This window comes from Dialister sp. i34-0019-2H8 (genome assembly GCF_042846925.1).
Lineage (GTDB): Bacteria > Bacillota > Negativicutes > Veillonellales > Dialisteraceae > Dialister.
Genome location: NZ_BAABYQ010000001.1, coordinates 1,805,072 through 1,820,261, shown reverse-complemented (window position 1 = coordinate 1,820,261; position 15,190 = coordinate 1,805,072). Strand labels below are relative to the sequence as shown.

Below are 15,190 nucleotides of genomic sequence, written 5' to 3'. Positions count from 1 at the left end.
GGAGGTATCTATGGCAGTCACGAAAGAAATGAATGCACAGCAGGACAGACAGAAGGCACTCGAAAATGCGATGAAGCAGATCACTAAGGAATTTGGTGCCGGCTCCATCATGCGTCTTGGCGAAATGGGAGATAAGCTCGATATCGAGGTCATCCCGACGGGCTCGCTCGCCCTTGATATCGCTGTCGGCGTTGGCGGTTATCCGCGCGGGCGTGTCATCGAGATCTATGGGCCGGAGTCCTCCGGTAAGACGACGCTGGCGCTGCATGCGATCGCAGAAGCGCAGAAGATGGGCGGCGTCACCGCATTCATCGATGCCGAGCATGCACTCGACCCTGTCTATGCGCATCACCTCGGAGTCGATACGAAAGAGCTTTTGATCTCCCAGCCGGACAGCGGCGAGCAGGCGCTCTCCATCGCAGAGTCTCTGGTCAGAAGCGGCGCGGTCGATATGATCGTCATCGACTCGGTCGCAGCCCTCGTACCGAAGCAGGAAATCGAAGGGGATATCAGTGATGCTTCGGTCGGCTTGCAGGCGCGCCTCATGAGCAAGGCACTCCGTAAGCTGACGGGGATCATCAGCAAATCGAAGACCATCGTCATCTTCATCAACCAGCTGCGTGAAAAGGTCGGCGTGATGTTCGGCAATCCGGAAACCACGACGGGCGGCCGCGCACTGAAATTCTACTCCTCGATCCGCATCGAGATCCGCAAGCTCGAAGTCATCAAGAATGGTTCGGATATCATCGGCAACCGTACGAAGGCGAAGGTCGTGAAGAACAAAGTCGCCCCGCCATTCAAGGTGGCTGAGTTCGATATCATGTACGGGGAAGGGATCTCCAAGGAAGGCACACTCCTTGATATCGCGGTCGATATGGAGATCATCCAAAAGAGCGGGGCATGGTACTCGTACAAAGGCAGCAGGATCAGCCAGGGTCGTGAGGCAGCGAAGCGTTACTTGAAGGAACACCCGGATGTCGAAGCGGAGATCGATAAGATCATCCGTGACACCCTTGTCGTAGAACCGGATCATTTCGAAGATGGCGTACACTCGGAAGCGGACAGCGAAACGGACTCGTCCGAAGGATAGGACCTGCTACGAGACGGCGGTGTACCTCCTGCAGTTCCGCGACCAGAGCGAGAAAGATCTCACACGGAAGCTGAAAGAGCGGGAGTACACGGAGAAGGAGATCGAAGAGGCGATGGAACGGCTCAGAGCCTATGAATATGTCAATGATGAGGACCTCGCTGATGAGCTTTTCGAAGCCTACCGCCGCCGCGCGCAGTACGGAGACGCCTACATCCATCAGAAGCTGAAGCTGAAAGGGCTTGCTACGGAGAAGCACCTGCAGCTTGAGGAAGAGATCGAGATGGCGGCCGCCCTCCTGCAAAAGAAGTGGGGCATGAGTCCGAAGCTGCGGACAGATTTCAAAAAGTCAGCCTCCTTTCTCCTGCGAAGGGGGTTTTCCCATGATGCCGTCATGACGGTGATGCATGAGATGGATCTTGAGGAAACAGAAGAGTAAAAAGGAAACGGCAGACCGATGGGTCTGCCGTTTTTGATTGGAGGCGGCCGGCTGCCTGCCGGTCACACATAAGCTCCGATCTCTGATCTCTGGAACTTCTAAAAGAATAAATTAAAAAGGCTATTGACTATTTGACTATTTGATGTATAATAGATTACAGAAATGAGGTAAGAGGTCAAGCGGAAAGCGGTGAGTGATATGAATAGCACGATGCTATCTGATAAAATAGAAAATTTCATTCTGGATCTGATGGATAAGCAAAATACAGACCAGCTGTTGCTAAAGCGCAAGGAGGTGGCCGACCGGCTCGCGTGTGCGCCTTCACAGGTGACGTATGTGATCAATACGAGATTCTCCGCCAATGATCGATTCATCGTCGAGTCACGGCGGGGGAGCGGTGGATATATCAAGATCTCCCTGCGACCTGTCGAGCGTGAGGAGGTGCCGGACTACTACCATCGCTTGAAGGAGGCAGCGAGCCAGTACCAGAATGAAAAGTCAAATCATCAAACAAAAGACAAACCGGTATCTCAGGAGGAGATAGAAAATGGTCTTCGGGGATATTTCCAGATGCTTTTAAATTACGACATCATTTCCGAGCGTGAGTATCGGCTGATGTATGCGATGACGCACACGATGTTGGAGTATTGTCCGGAAGGACACCGAAAGGAAGCCGGACGGACGATGATCCATCGCATCGAATGGGCGCTGAAAGGAGAATAAATATGCTTTGTGAACGTTGTCATGCACATCCTGCCACCGTTCATATGGTGCAGGTGGTGAACGGACATAGAAAAGAGGAGCATCTTTGCAGTGAGTGCGCAGAGAAAGAGCATGTGTTCCAGAAGGAGCAGAGCTTCTTTGGAAGTGGATTCTTTGACAGTCCGCTGGATCATTTCTTCGGCGGCTCGATGCTTGGGCATCTCTTAGAAGACCCCTTCGGGACCCGCACGCTGGAAGATCAGGGCGGCGGACAATTCATCGAAGTCAGCCCGGAAAAGTTGCCGGAGAATGAAGACGGCTACAACCGCTTCAAAGAGTCGATCCGGCCGTCGTTCCAGAAAGGGAAGAATGAAATTCCCGTCAATGAACCGAAGGCCAAAGAAAAGGTGGATGCTCCGGCGGAGAGCGAGGAGCTGCAAGCCTTAAGAAGGGAGCTCAAGAGCTGCGTCGATCGCGAAGACTTCGAGCGTGCCTGCGAGGTCAGAGATAAGATCAAGGCGATTGAAGGAAAGAAATGAGTGACTGGTGACTGAAATACCACCTTCATTTCTAATTTCTCATTTAATATAAACCCCAAAACAAAGGAGGGATTTCTATGGAAGACAGATATACAGATGGTGTAAAAAATGCCTGGAAATTTGCAGGAGAAGAGGCTGCGAAGCTGGGCAGTGATTATTTGGGGACCGAGCATCTGCTTTTGGGCATTGCCCACGAAAAAGATTCGGCCGGCGGCAAGATCCTGAATTCGCTCGGTGTGACCGTAGAGGCGGTGGAGCCGCTGCTCGCCGGGCAGGGAAGGAGCGGCTTCTTCTCTCGCCGTGAGCTGTATGTAGCGCCGCGGACGAAACGGGTGCTGGAAATGGCGCTGGAGGAAGCCAATGATCTTGGCAATTCCTTCGTCGGCACGGAGCATCTGCTGCTTGCCATTCTTCGGGAAGGCAGCGGCGTTGCGATGCAGATCCTGGAGCATTTCGGCGTGACGCAGGAGAAGCTGCAGAAAGCCTTCGATACTTATATTTCGGAAGACGGAAATGGAGAAGGCAGTGCAGAGCTGGGAGAGATGGGTGATTTTGCCATCGACCTCAATGAAAAAGCCAAACAGGGCAAGATTGACCCTGTCATCGGGCGTCAGACGGAGATCAATCGTGTGATCCAGATCCTGTCCCGCAGAAATAAGAACAACCCTGTCCTCATCGGTGAGCCGGGCGTAGGCAAGACAGCCATCGCAGAAGGGCTTGCACAGCGGATCGTTTCTCATGATGTGCCGGAGATCCTGAAGGACTGCCATGTGATTTCTCTCAATATGTCCTCCGTCGTCGCCGGTACCAAGTACAGAGGAGAATTCGAGGAACGGCTGAAAAAAGTCATTGATGAAGTGAAGAAACATAAAGACTGGATCCTTTTCGTCGATGAACTGCATACACTGGTGGGAGCAGGCTCGACGGAAGGTTCCATGGATGCAGCCAATATCATGAAACCGGCTCTGGCACGCGGGGAGCTGCGCTGCATCGGCGCGACCACTTTGAAAGAATATAAGAAGTATATCGAAAAGGATGCCGCTTTGGAACGTCGGTTCCAGCCGGTCAAAGTCGGTGAACCGACACCGGAAGATACGCTGAAGATCTTGAAGGGCCTGCGTGATCGCTACGAAGCCTTTCATAAAGCGAAGATCACCGATGAAGCAATGAAAGCGGCTGTCGAACTTTCCGGTCGTTACATCACGGATCGTTTCCAGCCTGATAAAGCCATCGATGTCATCGATGAAGCCGCCGCCAAGGTCCGCATGGAAGCGTCTTCGACACCGGATGCGCTGAAAGAGAAGGAAGAAAAGCTGGCCTCCCTTTTGAAAGAAAAGGAAGCGGCTGTGGCTTCGCAGGATTTTGAAAAAGCCGCCGAGTATCGTGATGCTGCCAAGAAGATGCAGAGTGAGATCGCCCTCATGAAGAAGGACTGGAAGGGCGCGGATCATGATGATCTTAAAGTCACGGAAGAAGATGTGGCAGAAGTCGTCGCTAAATGGACGGGGGTACCGCTGCAGAATCTGAAGAAGAGCGACTCCGAGCGTCTGCTCCATCTGGAAGAAGAGCTGCATAAGAGAGTGGTCGGTCAGGATGAGGCTGTCCATGCCGTTGCCACGGCGATCCGTCGTGCGCGTGCCGGCATGAAGGATCCGAAACGTCCGATCGGTTCCTTCCTCTTCCTCGGCTCGACCGGTGTCGGCAAGACCGAGCTGGCCAGAGCGCTCGCTGAATGCATGTTTGGCAGTGAGAAAAATATGATTCGTTTCGATATGTCGGAATACATGGAGAAACACGAAGTGTCCCGTCTCGTCGGCGCGCCTCCAGGATATGTCGGCTATGAAGAAGGCGGCCAACTGACCGATGCCGTGAGAAAGACGCCGTACAGCGTCATCCTCTTCGATGAAGTCGAAAAGGCGCATCCGGATTTCTTCAATATCCTTCTGCAGGTACTCGATGATGGTCGTCTGACCGATGGTCAGGGCCGCACCGTGGACTTCACGAATGCTGTCATCATCATGACCAGTAACCTTGGCTCTGCCCTCTTGAAAAACCAGATGAAGAAACTGGGATTCAAAGCAGAGGACAAAGGCGAGAAGAAGGAAACCTTCGAGGATGTGAAGAAGTTGATGATGGATGAAGTGAAACACACGCTCCGTCCGGAATTCATCAACCGTATCGATGAGATCATCGTCTTCCATCCGCTCACCGCTTCCGATCTTTCCTCTATCGTGAACCTGATGCTTGCCAAGGTCAGCGAGAAGCTCGCGCACTTCGAAGTGAAGCTCGATGCCAGCGAAGAAGCGAAAAAGCTCCTCATCGATCATGGTACCGATGTGGAATACGGTGCCCGTCCGCTGCGCCGCACCATCCAGAAAGAAGTCGAAGACCCGATCTCCGAGCTCATTCTGCAGGAGGGGCTCGAAAAGAAGAAAGTCCTCCACATGGATGCCAAGGATGGCAAGCTGACTTTCCACGCGGAATGATGCCATCGCCTTTAGGCAGATGATATAATAAGAGTGCAATGGGAATGTAGTAGACATTTCCCGTTGCACTCTTTTTGTGTTTTTAGGGGTTCAACGGGTTCTCTGGGGTCTGAAGGTTCAACGGGGAAGGTGCGGCGCGAAGCGCCGAATGATAAAATTGCGGCGAAGCCGCCACCACCACTCCTCACTTCTCACTCCTAACTTTGAGAAATTGTATAGTGTACTGATGAACGATATGATGATAAAGGAGATACGTCCATGGCCAAGAACCGAACCAAATTCGTCTGCTCGAACTGCGGGGCAGAAACTGTGAGATGGATGGGGCGATGCCCGCAGTGCGGCTCATGGAATACACTCGAGGAGACGGTGGAGGAAGTCCTCCCCAAGCAGCTGCGGACGACGCATGAGGTGGTCAGCGGCAAGCGTCCGCAGAAACTCTCGGAAGTGAACCTGGAAAACCATGAACGCATGCAGCTTTCGATGCCCGAGGTCGATCGTCCGCTCGGAGGCGGCGTCGTCCCCGGTTCTGTCATCCTTTGGGGCGGAGAGCCGGGGATCGGCAAGTCGACACTGATTCTCCAGGTCTGCCACGCCATGGCAAAGGCGGGACGGAGCGTCCTTTATGCAAGTGGGGAAGAGTCCGAAGCGCAGATCAAGATGCGCGCCGAAAGACTCGGCGCTGCTGATGACGATCTCTTCGTCTATTCCGGCGGTAATCTGGATGTCATCGTCTCTGAGGCTGAGAAAGAAAAGCCATCCATGCTGGTCATCGACTCCATCCAGACGATGTATCTTTCTGCCAATGAATCCCCGATGGGAAGTCCTGCGCAGATCCGCGACTGCACCGCCGTGCTCGTGCGCCTTGCGAAAAGTGAGAATATCGCTGTCATGATCATCGGTCACGTGACGAAGGAAGGAAATCTCGCGGGACCGCGCATCTTGGAGCACATGGTCGATGTGGTCTTCTACTTGGAAGGCGACCGCAGCTACCAGTTCCGCGTGCTGAGGACGGTGAAAAACCGTTTTGGCTCCACCGCAGAGTCCGGGCTCTTCGTCATGGAGGGGCAGGGGCTCAAAGGGATCGAAGACCCGTCGAAGTACCTGCTCCGTGACCGCACGAGCCAGACGCCGGGTCAGGCTGTCGTCGCCTGCATGGAGGGACTGCGCCCTGTCCTTGTAGAGATCCAGGCGCTCACCGTCCACTCGGTTCTTGCCATCCCGCGCCGCATCGCGGCGGGCTATGACTACAACCGCATGATCATTCTCCTTGCCGTCCTGGAACGCCGCGGACGCATTCCTTTCTCGACCGAAGATGTATATCTCAATGTGGCAGGCGGCTTCCGTGTGAAGGAAACTGCCGCCGACCTGGCTGTCGCACTCTCACTGATCTCTGTCAGAGGCGACGCCCCTATCCCGCAGAACCTCATGGCACTCGGAGAGATCGGTCTCACCGGAGAGATCATGCCCGTTTCCCGTGTCACGCTTCGTCTCAAAGAAGCACTCAAGATGAAATTTACCCATTTCATCCTGTCGGAACGCAATAAAAAAGAAGTCCTGGCCTATTATGAAGCGCATCATCTGGACGAGATCAGAGAACATACCGTCTTCGTCAGAAATCTGAAAGACTTGATGGAAGCCGTGAAATGATTAGGGGCAGCCTCTCCACGAATCCTGTTTCCCTGCCCATGACATAGGGGATTCGTGCCCGATGGTCACCTCCACAAGCTCATCATATATGCATGAGATATCTACAAGATCGAAGAGCTTACGAAGAAAATGATCCTTCGGTATGAGTCTGTCATACCGATCTTTGTATTCACTAGAAACAGATGGCTGACGATGTGGCAGCATCATTCATTCTCCTAAACAGGGAAGCGAAATAGAAACACTTTTTCTATAAAAAGGCATGCTATAATACAATAAAATGCCTAAACCCAAAAAGGATGATAAAATACTGCATATTACATGGGTAGCTCCCGTCTATGACAAGCTGGAACAATTCTGTGAAGAATCGGAAATGACAAAACCATGGCAGTAGAAAGGGGACTTTCCTCATTTTTTGAGCCAAATTTCAAAAGACCTGTCAATGAACGTAAGCGTATTTCAATCATAGGGAAATAGCTAAAAAGTCCATACACGGAGAAAAGGAAATGGTAAGGTAAAAAGGAGAATGTAAAGTGGCAGATAATTCCAGCTTAGGAACAGCGAAACAAGCTAAAAACGATGAGTTTTATACCCAGTATAACGATATTGAAGCAGAAATGAATGCGTATGTGGAATATAATCCTGATGTATTCAGAGGGAAAAAGATCCTTCTTCCTTGCGATGATCCTGAATGGTCAAATTTTACGAAATACTTTGCGTCCAATTTCACCCGTTTTGGGATCAAAAAGCTGATTTCTACTTCCTATGCCAAGGGAGCAGCTAACAGGGAAATCAGCCTGTTTGAGAGCGAATCCCCTGCTTTTGATGCAGCAAAGCACAGCACCCACGGCAAACTTTTTACAGTGACTAGAGACAAGGATCACTCTGGGAGCATAGATACAGACGATATCGAATTCAATGGATATTTAGAAGGAGATGGAGATTTCAACAGCCCGGAAGTGCGGAAGCTCCGGGATGAGGCTGATATTATCATTACCAATCCGCCATTTTCGCAGTTCAGGAAGTTTCTGGCGTGGATTATGGAAGCAAAGAAGCAGTTTATCATTCTGGGAAATATGAACGCCATTACCTATAAGGAAGTGTTTCCCTACCTGAAGGATAATGTGATTTGGCTGGGGTACAAGGACTTGAATCATGATATGTATTTCAATGTCACCGACGATTACAAGGCCTGGCTTCTGGCCAATAAGAAGGAAGGGTCTGCCTATAAAATCATTAACGGCGTAGTCATGGGCAGATTGGCGTCTGCCTGCTGGTTTACCAATATCGACCATGGCAAACGTCATGAATGGCTGAAACTGGACACCATGGCCCATAATCTGAAATTCAATAAGAAATTACGAAAAAAGCTCGAAAAAGATTTTGGGGCTATTAGATATCCAAATTATGATAATTATGATGCTATTTATGTTCCTTTTGTTGAGTCTATACCAAGTGATTATGATGGGATAATGGGGGTCCCAATTACTTTTTTGGACAAGTATAATCCGGCACAATTTAAAATTATTTCTATGAGTAGAGATGCACCGGGCTATACAGGAATGCGTAAAAATTTTTTAGATGATTATTTTGCGCAAGGTGGTACAGGATCAATGAAGCCTGGTCATCCGGATTTGGGCCTTTATACGGCTGATGGGAAAGCAATAGTTCCATATCGGCGTATCCTCATTCGCTTTAGGAGGGGTAATAGTTGAAAACTACTTTGCATACGAACTGGACAGTGGAAGACCTTTGCCAAGGTTTCATTTTTGATAAGAATGAAAATAAAGGGCTTTTCGGACTGGATGGAAAGCTCATTATCCAGCCGGAATACCAAAGAAACTATATCTACGGCGATGGCAAAAGAGATGTGGCCGTGGTGGAATCCCTACTCAAGGGATATCCTCTGGGGCTGATTTATTTCGTCCTGAACAAGGACGGTCAATATGAAGTCCTTGATGGGCAGCAGAGAATCACATCCTTTGCCCGGTTCGTGAAGAAAACCTGGCCCTTTGCGGTGAACTGGAAGGGCAAGACAAGATATATCGACAGTCTGGATGATGATGACAGGGACAGGGTTTTACATGCGCCGCTCACCATTTACGTCTGCGAAGGGGAGCCTTCGGAAATTGAAGCGTGGTTTGAAACCATCAATATTGCGGGAGTACCCTTGGTACAGCAGGAGCTTCGCAATGCAGCCTATCACGGTCCCTTCGTCACATTGGCACGAGAGGAGTTTTCCAATACCAACAATGCCAATATGAATCGCTGGCAGACCTATATCAAAGGAGACCCCAAACGGCAGGCCATTTTGGAAATGGCTCTGGACTGGGTAAGCCATGGGAATATTGAGGATTACATGGCTCGCCACCGGAATGACAGGAGCATTGATGAATTGAAAAATCACTTTGATACGGTCATTGACTGGGTGGATTCTGTTTTCGAATATACAGGGAAGGAAATGTGCGGTCTGGAATGGGGCCGCCTGTACAATGAGTACCATCATCATCCCTATTCCAAAGAAAAGGTAGAGAAAAGGGTGGATGAGCTTCTGGGGGACCCACAGGTCACGGATCATCGAGGCATTTTCGAGTATATCCTTGGCGGTGAAAAAGACACGAAGCTCCTGAATATCCGTGTATTTGATAAAGTCACCATCAAGAAGGTGTATGAGAAACAGACGAAGGAAGCCAAACAAGAAGGCATTTCCAACTGTCCTCTCTGCGCTCTTGGTCATGATAATAATGCAAAAAGGATTTACAAACTATCTGAAATGGATGCCGACCATGTAACGGCCTGGAGCAAGGGCGGCTCTACTGATATATCCAACTGTCAAATGCTCTGCAAGACCCATAACAAGGCAAAGGGCAACAAATAAAAATCAGATCAGAAAGGATAAAATGATCTACAATAACAACGGTGAGCACGGATTGATAGGATTGTGATCCATACGTGCTCACCGTTGATTTTTTAGAAAATGAGATATGCCCTTCCTCTTCACTGGATCATTTTTTTCTATGAGACCATTATAGCTACACAGAAAAGAATGGAATGGGAAGGAGAACGATCACAGGCAGCTGTCTTTCTGGGCGGCTCCCGATGAGGGATTTGTCGCTATGGCGAAGGGTGTGAAAAGAAATTTTTCATTTCCGGTATAAATGAGAGCGAAAGTTTGCTATAATAAGATGATGCTTAAAATGTAAAAATGGACTTACTATCTGAAAAAGTTGTTTTCTACAAAAACATAGTGTAATCAAAGAGGATTCAAGATGCCGGAAAAAGTATTACGATTGATATTCATCCTGCTCTTTACCGTTCTTGGCGTCGTGCTTTCGAGGCAGGGCGAGTCAGTGCTGACGGCACTGCTCCCGAGCTCTGTCCTGACGGAGACCATTCTGGGGATCACCTTCATGTCTCTGGCCACGATGCTTCTGGGCGGTATTTTAGGAGCTGTCGTGGGCTGCGCTGTATCGCCCTACCTGATTTCCCGCCTTTTCGCATTGACATCGCGGATGGAGAAGTCGCTGTCTGCCATGAGTACGCAGGATCTCATCGCAGGGACGCTCGGGCTCTTTCTGGGGCTCATCATTGCAAATCTGGTCGGACTTGCTTTCAGCTCGGTGCCGTTCATCGGGCCGTATGTCTCTGTCGTGCTGTCCATCGTGCTCGGGTACCTGGGGATGCATCTCGCAGTCAGCAAGAAGCCGGAGATGGTCGGCTGGTTTAAGCTGCATGCGGAAGAAAAGAGCGAGAAAAAGAAATCAAAGGAAAAACAGCGCATCGGTAAGCTGCTGGATACGAATATCATCATTGATGGACGTGTGGCAGATATTTTCCAGACTGGATTTTTGGAAGGGCCTATCGTGGTGCCTGTCTTTGTGCTGGAAGAATTGCAGAAGATCGCTGACAGCTCGGACGTACTGAAGAGAAATCGCGGCCGCCGCGGACTGGATATCCTGAACCATATGCGCAAGAAGAACCGCGATGACATCAAGATCATCACCGATGATTTCGAGGAGATCAGTGAGGTGGACTCCAAGCTCATTAAGCTCGCCCGTGAAAAGGGCTACAAGATCATCACCAATGACTACAATCTGAATAAAGTGGCGGAGCTGCAGGGCGTCGCTGTCCTCAATGTGAATGACCTCGCCATCGCTGTGAAGCCGGCCGTCATTCCCGGCGAGCAGATCTTCGTCCAGCTCGTGAAGAATGGCAAGGAAGAAGGTCAGGGAGTCGCCTACCTTGATGACGGCACGATGATCGTTGTCGAAGACGGCAGCAAAAGCATCGGCAAGGAAGTCGCCGTCATCATTACCTCCGTCCTTCAGACCTCGGCAGGGAAGATGATCTTTGCGAAGCTCGAAGAATAGGGTGACTGTATTCGTATATTAAGCCCCCATCTGAGATGGGGGACCCGGTGGAGCCGTAGCTTTGCCTAGAGTATAAAAAATCCTCCAGTGTTAGAATAAAGAGGGTCTAGCAAACCACTTTAGCTAACAAAGGAGGAGTCCAAATGGACAACAATAGTATAGCTCATACCAAATGGAATTGCACATATCATATCGTATTCATCCCAAAATATCGCAAGAAAGTATTCTACGGGCAAATGAGGAAAGATTTGGTTGAAATCATCCGAAAATTGTGCGAGATGAAGAAAGTGGAACTGATCAAGGGAGCTGCATGCGTGGATCATGTGCATCTGTATCTCGGGATACCGCCGAAGTTGAATATATCAGACGTAGTAGCCTATATCAAAGGGAAAAGTGCGTTAATGATATACGACCGGCATCCCGAGATAAAAGCCAGATGGGGAGAACGGCATCTCTGGGCACGAGGCTATTATGTAGAAACCGTCGGGAATATCAACGAAGAAGTTATCAAGCGTTACATTTCAGAGCAAGAAGAAAGCGATAAGTTCGAGAAGTAAGTAAGACGAATAAGCGAAAGAGCCGCCATAGGCGGCTGTAAGTACAAAGACGATTTGCTAGACCTGCCATAGGCAGGTGTCAGTACAAAACCCCGGAGGGGTTCCAAATAAACCCCCATTTGAAATGGGGGTTGCTAACTTGGTAGTGGTTGACTGGGGACTCGAAGACCAAGAGATATCAGATTCTCTCGTTTCGTCATTTCGAGCGCAAGCGAGAAATCTTTGTCATTCGCGGTCTGGCGGTCAATGTTTGGAAATTCCAAACGGGAAACCTGCTATCCAAGAGACTTTCGGGCATCGCCCCCCTTTGTATCGTTGGAACCTTGAAGTTTGAAAACAGGGATGAGTAGCTGGGGATTAGGTTTGCGATACGAGAAAACCGCTCGTTTCAAACCTCCGCGGCGCTTAGATCCTTCGACTCAGTTCTCATGTTTCAGATAAGCCATTTCCAAACATACGACGTTTTTATCCGCTCAGGATGACGAAATGCGCCGCACCACCCCCGCTGAACCCTCTGAACCTATAGAACCCGCTCCCCCTCTTTCGCACGCAATCAAGGGGCAGCACGCCCAAAGGGCTCACCTTACACCTTCAAACCCTCAAATCCATTTAGGAGTACATGTATTTATGAACAGTCTCATACTGGTGGCTGCCGGTCAGGGCAGCCGCATGGGGGCTCCGGTGAATAAACTTCTCTTGAAGCATCGGGGCCATTCGCTGATTTCTTATACGCTACGGCATGTCTTTCAGAGCCGCTTTCTGGAAGAGCTTATCATCGTCGCAAGGGTCGAGGAACAGCCGCTTTTTGCTGACATATTGAAAGGGATCGAGCATCATATCCCTGTCCGCTTCGCACCGGGCGGAGCGACGCGCACCCAGTCGGTGAAGAATGGACTTTCCTGTCTTTCGAAGGATTCGGAAAAAGTCCTCGTGCATGATGGGGCGCGTCCTTTCGTCGATGGGAAGACCATCGATGATGCCTTTGCTGCCATCAGCGAGGCGCATCCGGCCGTCGTGGTCGGTATCCCCTGCGTGGATACCATCAAGGAGGTCGATGGAGAATTGGTGCAGGGGACGCTGGATCGGAGCCGCCTTTTCCGCGCACAGACGCCGCAGGGGGCATTTTCGAAGCTGCTCAAAGCATCGATGGAGGCTCTTTCCTCCGAAGAAGGGATCACGGATGACGCTTCGATCCTGGAAAAAGCGGGCGTGCCGGTCACGGTGCTGCCCGGCAAAGAACAGTTTTTCAAGGTAACGACACCGGGAGATTGGAGCCGGTTTACAAAAATGATCGAAAAAGAGGGCTTGCCCTTCCGTATCGGACAGGGGTATGATATACATCGATACGATGAAAGCCGTCCGCTCATGCTTGGCGGCGTAGAGATCGCAAAGACAGGCGGTCTTTTGGGCCACTCGGATGCGGATGTGCTGCTGCATGCCATCATGGATGCGCTCTTGGGCGCAGCAGGTCTTCCCGATATCGGGCACTATTTCCCCGATACCGATCCCCGCTATGAGGGAGCGGACAGCAAAAAGCTCATGCTCGAAGTCGCGCGCGTCCTTTCTGAAGAAGGCTGGCAGGCTGGAAATATCGACAGCACCGTGATCGCAGAGAAGCCGAAGCTTGCGCCGCATATAGCGGAAATGAAAACATCGATCGCGCATCTTCTCGGGATTTCCGAGAATCAGGTGGGTGTGAAAGCCACCACGAATGAAAAATTGGGTGCGGTGGGCCGCAGGGAAGGTATGGCAGCTCTGGCATCCGTTATCATTTATAGAAAATAAGAAGGAGTTTTAACAGATGGAAAAGAAATTGAAAGTTCGTTTTGCCCCGAGCCCGACAGGCCCATTTCATATCGGTGGTGCGCGCTCCGCGCTCTTCAACTGGCTGGTTGCTCGTCACGCTGACGGCACCTTCCTCGTCCGTATCGAAGATACGGATCTGAAGCGTTCCACCAAGGAATCCGAAGAGAATATCAAAGATTCTCTGAAATGGCTCGGCATGAACTGGGATGAAGGCATCGACGTAGGCGGCCCGCATGGCCCGTACCGCCAGACCGAACGCCTCGATCTCTACAAGAAGGAAGTACAGAGACTTCTTGATGAAGGCAAAGCGTACTACTGCTACTGCAGCGCAGAAGAACTGGAAGTAAGCCGCAAGGCGCAGCTCGATGCCGGCAAGACTCCGATCTATGATGAACATTGCCGCCACCTCACCGAAGAAGAAAAAGCCAAGTACGAAGCCGAAGGCAGAAAACCGGTCGTCCGTCTCAAAGTCAGAAAAGACGGCGTCTTCGCTTTTGATGACATGGTCCGCGGGCACGTCGAATTCCAGGCAGCCGGTGTCGGTGATTTCATCATCATGAAATCCGACGGCATCCCGGTCTACAATTTCGCTGTCGTGATCGATGACGCTTTCATGGAAGTTACCCACGTCATCCGCGCGGAAGAACATCTCTCGAATACCCCGCGCCAGCTTGCCATCTATGAAGCGCTTGGCTATAAACCTCCGAAATTTGGTCATATCTCCCTGATCCTCGGTGAAGATCATAAGAAGATGAGCAAGCGCCATGGGGCGACCTCTGTCACCGAATACAGAAATATGGGCTACCTGCCGGAAGCGGTCGTGAACTATCTGGCGCTCCTTGGCTGGACTCCGAAGGGCGAACAGGAAATCTTCACGGAAGAAGAGCTCATCAAGCAGTTCTCCATGAAGCGTGTCTCCTCGAATGATGCTGTCTTCGATATCAATAAACTGAACTGGATCAACTTCCAGTACATGAAGAAGCTGGACGCAGACCAGCTCTATGATCTGATCGTCCCGTTCCTTGTGAAAGCCGGCTATGTGGATGCTGCAGTCAGTGAAGAAAAGAAAGACTGGCTGAAGAAGGTCATCTGGTTCATGAAAGACCACATCTACTTCGCAGGTCAGGCAGCCGATGAGCTGAGATTCTTCTTCGAAGATATGCCGAAGATCACCGACGAAGATATCCTTGCTATCATGAAGGAAGAAACCAGCGGCAAGCTGCTCAGAGCCTTCATCGAAGATCTGAAAACGGTGGAGACCTTCGATCAGGCAGAGATCAAGAAATGCTTCAATGCATGCATGAAAGCACAGGGCATCAAGGGCAAAGCTGCTTACGAACCGACCCGTATCGCTTTGACCGGCGTGACCCAGGGCCCGGGCATGTTTGAAATGATGGAACTTTTCGGAAGAGAAAAGACCATGGATAGACTCGAAGCAGCACTCGCGTACTGCTAAGAGAGGAAAGAGCCACAGAAATGCGCCGCATTTCTGTGGCTCTTTTGGTTTGAGGTTAGCCTGTGGGGAGCTGCCCTTGCTCAAATGAGGAATTAGGAATGAGG

General features: G+C 50.6%; 12 protein-coding genes. All 12 read left to right on the top strand.

Translation table 11 applies throughout. The features are described from left to right. Positions 1 to 10: 10 nt before the first annotated feature. The 12 genes from recA to gltX all read left to right on the top strand — a co-directional run bounded on the left by recA (position 11) and on the right by gltX (position 15,086). On the top strand, positions 11 to 1,090 hold the full coding sequence (recA, locus tag ACGG9R_RS07880; RefSeq protein ID WP_390153619.1) for a recombinase RecA: 1,080 nt from the start codon (positions 11 to 13) through the stop codon (positions 1,088 to 1,090). Beyond that, positions 1,041 to 1,526 carry a regulatory protein RecX gene (locus ACGG9R_RS07875; RefSeq protein ID WP_390153616.1) on the top strand — a complete coding sequence of 162 codons (486 nt, stop codon included), beginning with the start codon at positions 1,041 to 1,043 and terminating at the stop codon, positions 1,524 to 1,526. Before recA ends, ACGG9R_RS07875 begins: the two co-directional genes overlap by 50 nt. A gap of 198 nt (positions 1,527 to 1,724) precedes the next feature. Then, positions 1,725 to 2,249, top strand: coding sequence for a CtsR family transcriptional regulator (locus ACGG9R_RS07870; protein WP_390153613.1), 525 nt, complete (start codon positions 1,725 to 1,727; stop codon positions 2,247 to 2,249). A 2-nt stretch (positions 2,250 to 2,251) separates the two neighbouring features. Beyond that, positions 2,252 to 2,767, top strand: a complete 516-nt coding sequence (locus tag ACGG9R_RS07865; protein WP_390153610.1) for a UvrB/UvrC motif-containing protein — start codon at positions 2,252 to 2,254, stop codon at positions 2,765 to 2,767. Between the two features lie 77 nt (positions 2,768 to 2,844). Next, a complete protein-coding gene (locus tag ACGG9R_RS07860) occupies positions 2,845 to 5,253 on the top strand; it encodes an ATP-dependent Clp protease ATP-binding subunit (RefSeq protein ID WP_390153607.1) in 2,409 nt (802 codons plus the stop codon). Positions 5,254 to 5,511: 258 nt separating this feature from the next. Continuing rightward, on the top strand, positions 5,512 to 6,900 hold the full coding sequence (radA, locus tag ACGG9R_RS07855; protein ID WP_390153605.1) for a DNA repair protein RadA: 1,389 nt from the start codon (positions 5,512 to 5,514) through the stop codon (positions 6,898 to 6,900). Between the two features lie 530 nt (positions 6,901 to 7,430). Then, positions 7,431 to 8,612, top strand: a complete 1,182-nt coding sequence (locus ACGG9R_RS07850) for an adenine-specific methyltransferase EcoRI family protein (RefSeq protein WP_390153602.1) — start codon at positions 7,431 to 7,433, stop codon at positions 8,610 to 8,612. Continuing rightward, positions 8,609 to 9,775, top strand: a complete 1,167-nt coding sequence (locus tag ACGG9R_RS07845) for an HNH endonuclease family protein (RefSeq protein WP_390153598.1) — start codon at positions 8,609 to 8,611, stop codon at positions 9,773 to 9,775. Before ACGG9R_RS07850 ends, ACGG9R_RS07845 begins: the two co-directional genes overlap by 4 nt. Before the next feature lie 391 nt (positions 9,776 to 10,166). Further along, positions 10,167 to 11,267 (top strand): PIN/TRAM domain-containing protein, encoded by a 1,101-nt coding sequence (locus ACGG9R_RS07840; RefSeq protein ID WP_390153595.1) that lies wholly within the window; start codon positions 10,167 to 10,169, stop codon positions 11,265 to 11,267. A gap of 143 nt (positions 11,268 to 11,410) precedes the next feature. After that, complete coding sequence (gene tnpA / locus ACGG9R_RS07835; RefSeq protein ID WP_045172396.1) at positions 11,411 to 11,824, top strand: IS200/IS605 family transposase; 414 nt, start codon at positions 11,411 to 11,413, stop codon at positions 11,822 to 11,824. A gap of 627 nt (positions 11,825 to 12,451) precedes the next feature. Then, positions 12,452 to 13,609 carry a 2-C-methyl-D-erythritol 2,4-cyclodiphosphate synthase gene (ispF, locus tag ACGG9R_RS07830; RefSeq protein WP_390153592.1) on the top strand — a complete coding sequence of 386 codons (1,158 nt, stop codon included), beginning with the start codon at positions 12,452 to 12,454 and terminating at the stop codon, positions 13,607 to 13,609. Between the two features lie 16 nt (positions 13,610 to 13,625). After that, the gene (gene gltX, locus ACGG9R_RS07825) at positions 13,626 to 15,086 is read left to right on the top strand and encodes a glutamate--tRNA ligase (protein ID WP_390153589.1); all 1,461 of its coding nucleotides are present in this window, start codon (positions 13,626 to 13,628) and stop codon (positions 15,084 to 15,086) included. Positions 15,087 to 15,190 lie beyond the last annotated feature (104 nt).